This is a genomic window from Nostoc sp., from assembly GCF_036917515.1.
Lineage (GTDB): Bacteria > Cyanobacteriota > Cyanobacteriia > Cyanobacteriales > Nostocaceae > Nostoc.
Genome location: NZ_JBALDE010000211.1, coordinates 1 through 9,397 on the forward strand (window position 1 = coordinate 1; position 9,397 = coordinate 9,397).

Below are 9,397 nucleotides of genomic sequence, written 5' to 3' on the forward strand. Positions count from 1 at the left end.
CTCCGAGACTTTTATTTATATTGCGATGATACGTATTATGCTTCGACGACTCGCATGAGTTTTTACTTTCTTGGACTTTTAAAACATCCTCTTAATATGCTCTAAACCCGCATAGTAAAAATTTGGAAAAACTTGCTAGTCAATAATAATAGTCCTTATTACTAGCACTTTATGCTTAGGCGGAAATTTAGGCTTCTAAACTGGATTTTCAGGTCAAGTTCTGAAGCTTAACTAAAGATTCAGCATCAAAGGTACGGAAGAGCCAAATAAATTTAAAAGAAGTTTTTTAACTTTTTTAGCTTTGTTATTCCACAATCGAGGTTAGCAAATATTCTTCCAGCAACTAATCAAGGAGTTTTAAATCAATAATCGTAAGTTTTTGGAAGGTTGGCACACTCGCAATTGGCAAATGTAGGGCAAATGCCTTAACCTCTGTCGTAACAACCTTTGCTAGTACAATACGGGGGCCTCCCACCGGAAGCAGCATCTAACTGCTCCTGAGTCAGTCCTTCCTCTGCATAGATAGCTTGTAAATCCTCAACTGTGAAGCTGTAACCAGATTCTTCAGCTAACTTGACTATATCTTCAGGACTATCTGCACTCCTGAGCCTCTGTGCTAACCCTTGGTCATTTTCAACAGCTTTGAAAAATTCCTGAACGCTTTCTTTAGACATGACCTTCTTACCTCCTGATACAAAATAAAACTTATTTACAGCAGTTGGCAACTGGAGATAATGTATTCAAAAATTTATTTACTATAGTAAATTTTAACTTTATCTCCATATCTCCATGACAACTTCCATACGTATTTAAGTATACCTTACTTGTATTATTTAGCAAGGGGTCAAAAATTATTTGGAAAAGTTAGACACATGCAAAAGGCTTTTTCTTCTAGAAAATAAAAGTTGATTTATTAAGATTTAAATTTTGTAAAGTCTTAAAGTTTTGTAATATTTATAGCATTTTCAGGTGTCGAATAACAAATTATTTTTTGACAGACTACTACTACTACTCTACCTACCCTCATTGTGCTCATAGTGGGATGCCAAAAATAAGTAACATTTTTGGACATTTTCAATTGTCTCTTTACTTTTGTACAAAAATACAATTGTTTTAATAAATAATAATGTAATTATATATTATTATCTTTGTGCAATAAATAATTTGTGCTGTCTTTACAATGCCACAATCTCGCACACCTACAATCTCACCCTTGGACTAGCAGGCGGACAGGGAAAGTCTACTGTCGCCCTGATGCTAGACAATACTGTTCAGTTAAGGCTATGCAGTGCTTAGAATAAGGAAGCCACGAGGTTTTGTTATTGTTCCAGTACCTCTATGTGTGTTCTACTTTTTCGGAGCGAAATTTTGATACAGGCTTTTTCACGACTTTTGGATTACTTCTATGAACCCTTTCAGGTAAAACTTGATCAAGAATTTCTAGAGTTAACCAACTCAAAAAAAGGAAAGTTCGTGTGGTTGCAAACGCTGGAATTTAGGGATGGCACGACGAATAACTCGCAACGTTCCTGTGAAACTTAAACGTAAGGGTGCAACCTCCGCGCTGGTTGCAACTTGAAAAATTAACGTTCTTACAGCCTGAATATCTCAATACTTTGTATCTTGTGAAACACCAATGACAATTCCTTGAGGTCGACTGTATTTGATTTCTATTTTTGGAAACAATACTTAATTTACAACTATTTCAGCCTTAACTGAACCGTATTGCGTTCAACTGGGTGAAGTCGGATGCACTGATGGTAGCTGGTGGGTATGCGTACTGGAGAATGTCAGCAAATGCCGTGTGACTCGGCAATGGATGCAGTCTGGCGGCTGTCGATAGTGGACGTGTCTACTGATAGTAAATCCATTTTTGATGAATATTTTTTAGATCAACCGCTAGAACAGCTAACTGACAATAAATTGCAACAGCTGCTGGAGAGAGCAGAGTTAGTCACGGCGTAATTATTCTCATTCCAGGCGATCGCTTGACAACTGCGATCGCACTTATGCGCCTCAAGCCAAATAAACTGCCTCATTTTCATAAAGGTCTACGTGCTATGACTCTTATACAGTCTGCTGTTTAGCCTCTTTGTCATCCCGTCAGGAATATAACATAAAATTTTATAGGAATCATATTTGATTTTTAAAAAAGGCTAAGAGATAATACGGAGGGAAAATCTGTCTAAGAGCGAACAATGATAAACCAGCATCTACAACTGGCAATCGCAGAACTACAAAAATTTATAGATAATCGCCCAGATGCCCGTGAGGAGGGGAAAGCGCTATTCTGTGAAACTGGTTTATCAAGGCTACAATTATGAGGAAATTCAAACAATTTTAATTGTAGGATTTGGACTACGTACTACTTGAGGGAACAAGCATATACTACATTGGCCTAACAGTATCCGTAACTTGGTAGCCACCTTTTTAAAGGTTTAGGCATTTAGCTTTCTTGATGATTAGCTAGAACTACTCTGCTTTGTAAACCAAAACTAACTAAAAATGAAACGAAAGCAGCGATCGCTACTAATAAAAATACTGCCCCAAATCTACTATATTTACCTGACGCTGAGTTAAGTAAACTAGCAAGTAAACTCGATCCCACAATACTACCCAAGTAACGACTTGTTGAGAAGACTCCAGAGGCAACCCCAGCTTCTTTTGCTGGTAATGCTTCAATAGCCGATGTTTGCAACCCAGTCGTAGAAACACCTAGCCCCGTCCCAGCTATTGCCAAGCAAACAATTAAAGGTAAAAGGCTGATTTTTCCGGCAGTAATAGCTAATGGTACAAAACCAATAGTTAATAAAGCTAAACCGGCAACTGTCGGCCAACGACGACCAAATTGATCTGCCAAGCGACCACCAAAAGGTGAACTGATGATTAAGGTTCCAGAGAGCGCAGACAGTACCAATCCCACTTGAAAGTCATTCCAACCACCCTGTTGAATTAACAGCTGAGGTAAGGCAAGAATAGTGACATACATTGCTAAGTTACTTAAACCAATCGCTCCATTTGCCGCTGCAAAGACTCGATGCCGAAAGAAACGAATTTGAATCACCGGATCTCGATGGTGTAATTCATGCCACAAGAACACAATAATTAGTCCTACTACTAAAACTAAGTTAATCGAGATTGGCAGTAAGGTAGAACTATGGCGACTTTGGGTAAAAATGGCAGCAATTCCCGATAATGCCATCGCTAGTAATAGCGCACCGATGAAGTCAAATGATTGTCTGCTACTTTCTACCTCACGTGCCGGAATTGTCCACCAACCTAAGCTAACTGCGGCTATAACTAGGGGAATATTAATATAAAAAATCGCTTGCCAGCCAGCTAATTCCACTAATAAACCACCTAAGGGAGGGCCAATTGCAGCAGCTAAAGAAATCAACGCACTGACCAACCCAAAACTCGTAGCCCGACGATGAGCGGGAACAACTTCCCGCACTAAAGCAGTACCATTAGGAATAGCGATCGCTCCAGAAATTGCTTGCAACAACCGAAAGAAAACTAATGTCGGTAAATTTGGTGCTACCGCCGCGCCCATTGATGCCACCCCAAAGCAAATAAAGCCACCCAAAATTAAGCCGCGTCTACCGATGCGATCGCCTAATTTACCTGCTACTGGTTGTAGCGCGGCCATCGCAATTAAATAAGTAGTTACCAGCCAACTAGCCGCCGTCACAGTAGTATCAAAAGTGGCGATTAAACGAGGTAAAGCTACCGCAATCATGGTCGAGTTTAAGGGTGCTAGCATCGCCCCTAGACCGATTGTTAGTAGTAATGCCCGTTCAGTCCATGATTGTTTTTGGTTTAATTCTTCCACAGTTTTAGGAGCAAAATGAATATAAATTTAAGCAAAAAGACAGGTATTTCTGGTCTCTCCCAAAATTAGGAATTTAAGCAAAACTCCGAGTAATCGGACGACATTGTAATAAATACAAAGTTTCGTTCTTAAAAGCCCATTCAATATCCCAAGATTTCTGAAAATACTGTTCGCATTGACTAGCTAAAGTTACTAATTTTTGCAACTTAACTTGATCCAAACACAACTGCTCAATTTGGGCAGGATCTACCTCAACTTCGATAGTTCCTCCTTCGGCAGATGGTTGGATAGCTAAATCTTTAAACCCAGGCGTTTGTTCTAACACTTGACCATTACGATTTAAGCGGTAGCGATCAGGTGTAATTAATCCTGCGACGATCGCTTCCCCTAATCCCCACGCAGCCTCAATGATTATTTCATCAGCATTGGTTATAGGATTGTGAGTGAACGTCACCCCTGCACAATCAGGGTAAACTAATTGCTGGACAACAACCGCGACTTGGGGCGGTTCGGAAATGCCTAAACGTTGACGGTAAGCCAAAGCTGATTCACTGCGTCCAGATGCCCAAACTTCCCCAATAGCTGTGAGTAATTGGCTACCAGATCGCACATTTAAACAAGTTAAATGCTGACCTGCAAAACTGGCACTAGCAGAATCTTCTCCTACTGCCGAAGAGCGGACAGCTACCACCCCGCCAAGTTCCGATAATAAAGGTAGTACCAATTGATAACTTGACTCGTCGCCAGAAGCGATTGCATTTACTAAATCCACCGATAAAGCAAAACCAGGGGGAACAGGCAAACCGCCACGGAGTGCCGCCCCTAGTTGTACCGCTTTACCACCTAACCAAGCTTGCTCAAAGGCTTCAACTAAGGGAACAGGCATCATCAAAGAATTTTCACCTCACCTTTTGTGCCATCAACTTGGATGCGTGCGCCATTCGGAATCATTTTCGTCGCATCCATACAACCTACTACCGCCGGCAGTCCATACTCTCTCGCCACGATTGCCGCGTGGGAAAGTAAACCACCCCGATCCGTGATAATTCCTTTAATAATCGGCAACAGGACATTATAAGCAGGGGCTGTCATCCGCGCGACTACCACCTCGCCAGGTTGTACCTTTGCCATATCATCTGGATTTAGCACCAACCTAGCGATGCCCTCATATTGACCAGGACTAGCTGGTAATCCTTTAAGAGTTCGCACTTGTGTTTGTTGGGCGGGAGGAGCAAATATATTCGATAAAACTGCATTGCCAGCCCGCGTCATCCTCGCACCATCCGGTGGTAGCCATTCCGGTGGTGGTGGTAGGGAGGCAGGATGACCAAGGTGAGTGGGGACATCGGCGGCGGTTTTGGTCGTGCGGTATTTGACATATTGAGCAATCTGTTCGGCAGAAGGGGCATCTTTACCCAATAATGCGGCAGTTAATTCTTCATTGGTGAAATCTACTGCATGATCAAGAGCAAAAATTTTTCCTGCTTCAGCTAAACGTTTTCCAGTAGCGAGAATTGCTTGACGAGCAATCCCGGTTGTCCAAGCATCGTTAAAATAAACACGTTCATCCCGAATGCGGTAGGTATATCGAGCTTCTGCTAAAAGGTCATCAAAGGCTTGACGATGTTGTTCTGGAACAGCCGTGCGGACTTGATTGGTTTTTTCAGCAATCATTTGAGCAACTTGATGACGATCCACGCTGGCTACCGCTTCTTGAATTGCTCTCACCAGCACTTCCGGCACTTCGATTGCTCGCAAATCAGCTACATCATAACCTGTAATCACCCGCATTCCTGCTAAGTTCAGATAATCATTAGTAGCAGAGGCGATTTCTGGTGATGATTGTTGTAGCGATCGCAAAATTTCCTCAGGTTGCAGATTAGACTTTAGTTGATCGAGTGTTTCAGGGTGCTGGCGAACAACTTGGGCTAATCGCTCTAATTCTGCCATCGCTCCGGCTGAGACAGGACTATAGCCTTGCATTAACTCTAACAACTTGTGAGTTGGCAATCCTGTCCACTTTTGAGCATAAACTAGAAAATCTCCTAGCGGTGTCATAGCGCAGTTATTAAAGCGATGGTGGTAATAAATCGCCTCACTCATCGCCTCTTTACAAGCATTGAGATGGCTAATCAAGTCTTCAGTTGATAGTTTTTCAGGATCTACTGCTTGCAGAGCTAAATTTTTTTTCACCAAAGCAGGCTTACATTCTTTATCCCAGAGTTTGACATCTTCCCGCCACAGCTTTTTCTCAAACACTTCACCAGCTCTTTTGATTCGCTTGCGAACTTCTGGATTGAGCCAATTACTCAGCTTATAAATCAGGTAAGGTGGCGTTTCTTTGGCTTTTTTGGGTACTCCCACAATCCGGGGGCAAATGTACATAAAGCCATTAATCGTGACTACCTCTATATAGTCCAGCAATGACCCATATTGAGCACCAGTGGCCTTAAACCCACGCATATAAGCAGGTACAAAAATTGGTGCTAACCAACGACTGAGCGGACGAGGGACATGAGTACTTTCCAATTCCCACGCGCCAGGACTCGGAGGTACAAATTTTTCTAATTCAACTGTTATCTGCTGGTTCATTTCTTTGAGTGAATAAAATTGGCAAAATTAGTGAAATTGATTTGATTTCTATTTCACTGAGTTAATTGCTTTGCTATAGACGAATGTTAAGTACCTTATTTTTTAGCGCTTTAACTAATTTTAGTGGAAAGTTAACCTTATTTTAACCAATATCCTCTCAAGAACTCGGATAAGCTCTTGAAGCTGGGGAATGGCTCAACATCAATAGGCGGATTGCTCAGGAGTTAACACATTGCGACACAAACTAACATTGCCCTGCTGTCCGCTGCTGATAATCAGAATTACAGTTATATCGACTCCAATTTCCAATCCGAATCTTTACAGGCCTGGGGTAAACGGGCTTGCGTCATCAACGTTGAGATACGGTGCTATCGTGAGTCTGGAGTTCGGGGATTAGTAGCGGATGGATCTACTGTGATTGATGCTCCTGATGCAGATGACAGTGGGGAAATTGTCAAAGAGGTAAAAGCTGCATCGAAGAAATTATATGCAGAAGAATATCGAGCGATTGCACAAAGCGCAGTGCCGGAGGCAATCGCCGATTCTGAAGATATATCTGATGCTCAATTGAAGAAACTGCAAAATCAACGGGCGAAAACTCCAGCCGAAAGACATCAGCAGCATAAGGCTGAATTGTCCCACGGTTATGAAGTTAATAGTTATACCAATTCTCTAAAATAAGGCAACAGATGTAAGCTGGGAAAGGCTTGCTGCATCTAAATTTCTCAATTGCGTTAGCGCAGCGTTAGCGAGTCCGCGAGCGTCATTGCGAATTGGTATTATACCCGATTTGGTGGAGAAAAATGACGATGGGTGGTATCCCCAACTGCGGATGCACTACTATTTGACACTAGGGCAAGAATTTCTGACAACCCGTGATGCAAAACGGGCTAAGACGCAACTAGAAGCGGGAGAGAATTCGATTTGGAAACCAGATTTTAACAAGGGGCAGCTATTACCTGCTGTGTTGTTACTCGAAAATCTGAATCTGTTGCAGTTTCTTACACCAGACGTTCAGTTGCGGGGAACTGACGAGAAGACTAAATTTCCTAGACATATCTTTATTTGAATACAATAAACTATTAATGATTATTAAATGCTGAGAGCGATTTCATTCTACTCTCCAAGAGTGGCGGATACAAGGAGAGTGCAGTCTACCAATAGTCCCCGCTCTAACATCATTTCTTCCAAGTGACGATACAAGAGTGGATATCTCAAGTACCACCTCACACATAGCAGGATGATCTCGGATTGGAAATGACGCCATTTAAACGATTCTTTTCTACCAGACCTGCCCTAGTTTTTGCAACACAACCAAAAAAGCAGGTATATATTACCCGCCACATTTTATAAAATTTCTACTGGTATGTAATTTTTATAACCAAATATCCGAAGTACAATCACCACCGGGATAGCGCATTTCATGAGCGCGAGCAGGACCATTCGGTTCTTTACCAAAGTCAACGTAAAAATTGTTGTTAATTTTCATTCCCCCATTTTCGGTATCGCAATCAATCTGCAATAAATATGAACCCGTTTTCGACAAGTCAGGATAAAACTGATTATCCCAAGTGCTGAATAGGGAATTAGTCACATAAAGCCGCTTACCATCCAAACTTAGCTGTAACATCTGTGGTCCACCTGCTAATTTGTGACCTTGTACTTCGCCACTTAACCCTTGCAAGCCACCACACCAAACTTGACCACTCAGCCGAGGATGGGAAGGATCGCTAATATCGTATTGACGAATATCTCCATGTAGCCAGTTTGAGAAGTAAATATAGCGATCGTCCATAGAAATTAAAATATCAGTAATCAAGGATGGTACAGGTATAGGCCAGCCTTCTAGTTCCACTGATGGTATATCGAGGACTTTTTCTACTTGCCAATGACCATTAGATTTGTGCCAATGCCAAACATTACTGCTGAGTGCGGCAGCAACAAATCCATGTGTGCTGTCGGGATTATGATGAAAGCGCAGTTCTAACGGAATTAAACCTTCTTCTCCCAAGTCAACAGTTTGGATAATTTCGTGAGTTGACCAATCCCAGAAATGTATCTGATGTCCGTAGTTGCCAGATGCTACATCTTTAAGGTCAAAGCCTGGGTAATATGTTTTAGGTGCAGCCCATTCACTACTCACCATCACATTATGACGCGGCTGATACCAGAAGTCATAGTTAAAACGCATCGCATTGGCTTGACGTTCCCAGCGTCCAGCAACATCAAAATTTTCATCTAATAACAAAAAACCACCAGGACCGTTGCCTTCGCTATCACCTAACATCGAAATCATTACATGACCATCTGCCAGGCAATGTACTGTATGAGGTGCTGTTAAGTTAATTTTTGTTTTAATTTCTTCTGGTTCAATAACTTTATACAGTTTTGCTGCTTTCGGCTGTGCGGTATCAACAATATAAATACGATTAGATCTTTGTCCGGGAATCACACTAAATCTCCGGGATTTACTAGGATTACCATGACAAGAACTACATGCATTCCAACCGAAGTGATGTAATTCATCGCCAATATAAGGCATAGGTAAACGATGAATTACTTGGGAGTAGGTTGGAGAGTCAGGATCAACGTCTACAGTTGCTAAATAATCTGGTTCTTCAATACCTGTACCTGTATAAACAGCAATTACATAAAGCACTTTTTCTTTTTCTGCCTGGATGGCTGCTTCTGGGGAAGCATAACCAGGCCCACAGCAAGCATGAGTCATCGTTTGATACCTCTACAAACTTAAGAACTTACACTAATTAGTAAGAGCTAGAGGTAAAATAGCACATTTGTAACGGTACCTACTCCGTAAACAGCATTTGTTTATATTTTTGATAAAGTCATAGCTTTTTACGTTTACTCACAACAAAAGGGGAGCATCCCTCTTTGGCGAAAACATCAAATAGCAAGTGTTCCGTTGAGGTAAGCACAACGAACAGAAAGTATTGAATTAACGTTGTCAACTTT

At 41.6% G+C, this 9,397-nt stretch carries 9 protein-coding genes and 2 pseudogenes; 4 read left to right on the forward strand and 7 right to left on the reverse strand.

Features of this window, described 5'->3' with window-relative positions:
- Positions 1 to 425: 425 nt before the first annotated feature.
- Complete coding sequence (locus V7K89_RS27555; protein ID WP_335192915.1) at positions 426 to 674, reverse strand: Nif11-like leader peptide family natural product precursor; 249 nt, start codon at positions 672 to 674, stop codon at positions 426 to 428.
- A gap of 781 nt (positions 675 to 1,455) precedes the next feature.
- Positions 1,456 to 1,596, reverse strand: a pseudogene (locus V7K89_RS27560) (IS4 family transposase); the annotation flags it as partial.
- 177 nt (positions 1,597 to 1,773) lie between these two features.
- Between V7K89_RS27560 and V7K89_RS27565 the strand changes: the two are divergent.
- On the forward strand, positions 1,774 to 1,965 hold the full coding sequence (locus tag V7K89_RS27565; RefSeq protein ID WP_335192917.1) for a hypothetical protein: 192 nt from the start codon (positions 1,774 to 1,776) through the stop codon (positions 1,963 to 1,965).
- A gap of 233 nt (positions 1,966 to 2,198) precedes the next feature.
- Positions 2,199 to 2,324, forward strand: a complete 126-nt coding sequence (locus tag V7K89_RS27570) for a hypothetical protein (protein ID WP_335192919.1) — start codon at positions 2,199 to 2,201, stop codon at positions 2,322 to 2,324.
- 122 nt (positions 2,325 to 2,446) lie between these two features.
- Here V7K89_RS27570 and V7K89_RS27575 read toward each other — a convergent pair whose 3' ends face one another.
- From V7K89_RS27575 to V7K89_RS27585, 3 genes are all read right to left on the reverse strand, one after another.
- Positions 2,447 to 3,832: a DHA2 family efflux MFS transporter permease subunit gene (locus tag V7K89_RS27575; protein WP_335192921.1), complete on the reverse strand. Its 1,386-nt coding sequence runs from the start codon at positions 3,830 to 3,832 to the stop codon at positions 2,447 to 2,449.
- A gap of 73 nt (positions 3,833 to 3,905) precedes the next feature.
- Positions 3,906 to 4,721 (reverse strand): PEP/pyruvate-binding domain-containing protein, encoded by an 816-nt coding sequence (locus tag V7K89_RS27580; RefSeq protein WP_335192923.1) that lies wholly within the window; start codon positions 4,719 to 4,721, stop codon positions 3,906 to 3,908.
- Positions 4,721 to 6,424: a PEP-utilizing enzyme gene (locus V7K89_RS27585; RefSeq protein WP_335192925.1), complete on the reverse strand. Its 1,704-nt coding sequence runs from the start codon at positions 6,422 to 6,424 to the stop codon at positions 4,721 to 4,723. Before V7K89_RS27585 ends, V7K89_RS27580 begins: the two co-directional genes overlap by 1 nt.
- A 414-nt stretch (positions 6,425 to 6,838) precedes the next feature.
- Between V7K89_RS27585 and V7K89_RS27590 the strand changes: the two genes are divergently transcribed.
- Both V7K89_RS27590 and V7K89_RS27595 read left to right on the forward strand, forming a co-directional pair.
- Entirely contained in the window at positions 6,839 to 7,105 is a 267-nt protein-coding gene (locus tag V7K89_RS27590) for a hypothetical protein (RefSeq protein ID WP_335192927.1), read from the forward strand.
- Positions 7,106 to 7,190: 85 nt separating this feature from the next.
- Positions 7,191 to 7,493: a hypothetical protein gene (locus tag V7K89_RS27595; RefSeq protein ID WP_335192929.1), complete on the forward strand. Its 303-nt coding sequence runs from the start codon at positions 7,191 to 7,193 to the stop codon at positions 7,491 to 7,493.
- A gap of 83 nt (positions 7,494 to 7,576) precedes the next feature.
- On the opposite strand, the pseudogene V7K89_RS27600 reads toward V7K89_RS27595, so the two are convergent.
- Positions 7,577 to 7,669, reverse strand: a pseudogene (locus tag V7K89_RS27600) (IS6 family transposase); the annotation flags it as partial.
- A 130-nt stretch (positions 7,670 to 7,799) separates the two neighbouring features.
- A complete protein-coding gene (locus tag V7K89_RS27605; protein ID WP_335192930.1) occupies positions 7,800 to 9,152 on the reverse strand; it encodes a selenium-binding family protein in 1,353 nt (450 codons plus the stop codon).
- Positions 9,153 to 9,397 lie beyond the last annotated feature (245 nt).

Excerpts from the sequence above, each read along its gene's own strand:
- V7K89_RS27605 (WP_335192930.1), bottom strand. The coding sequence starts at position 9,152 with ATGACTCATGCTTGCTGTGGGCCTGGTTATGCTTCCCCAGAAGCAGCC.
- V7K89_RS27585 (WP_335192925.1), bottom strand. The coding sequence starts at position 6,424 with ATGAACCAGCAGATAACAGTTGAATTAGAAAAATTTGTACCTCCGAGT.
- V7K89_RS27555 (WP_335192915.1), bottom strand. The coding sequence starts at position 674 with ATGTCTAAAGAAAGCGTTCAGGAATTTTTCAAAGCTGTTGAAAATGAC.
- V7K89_RS27570 (WP_335192919.1), top strand. The coding sequence starts at position 2,199 with ATGATAAACCAGCATCTACAACTGGCAATCGCAGAACTACAAAAATTT.
- V7K89_RS27565 (WP_335192917.1), top strand. The coding sequence starts at position 1,774 with ATGCGTACTGGAGAATGTCAGCAAATGCCGTGTGACTCGGCAATGGAT.
- V7K89_RS27580 (WP_335192923.1), bottom strand. The coding sequence starts at position 4,721 with ATGATGCCTGTTCCCTTAGTTGAAGCCTTTGAGCAAGCTTGGTTAGGT.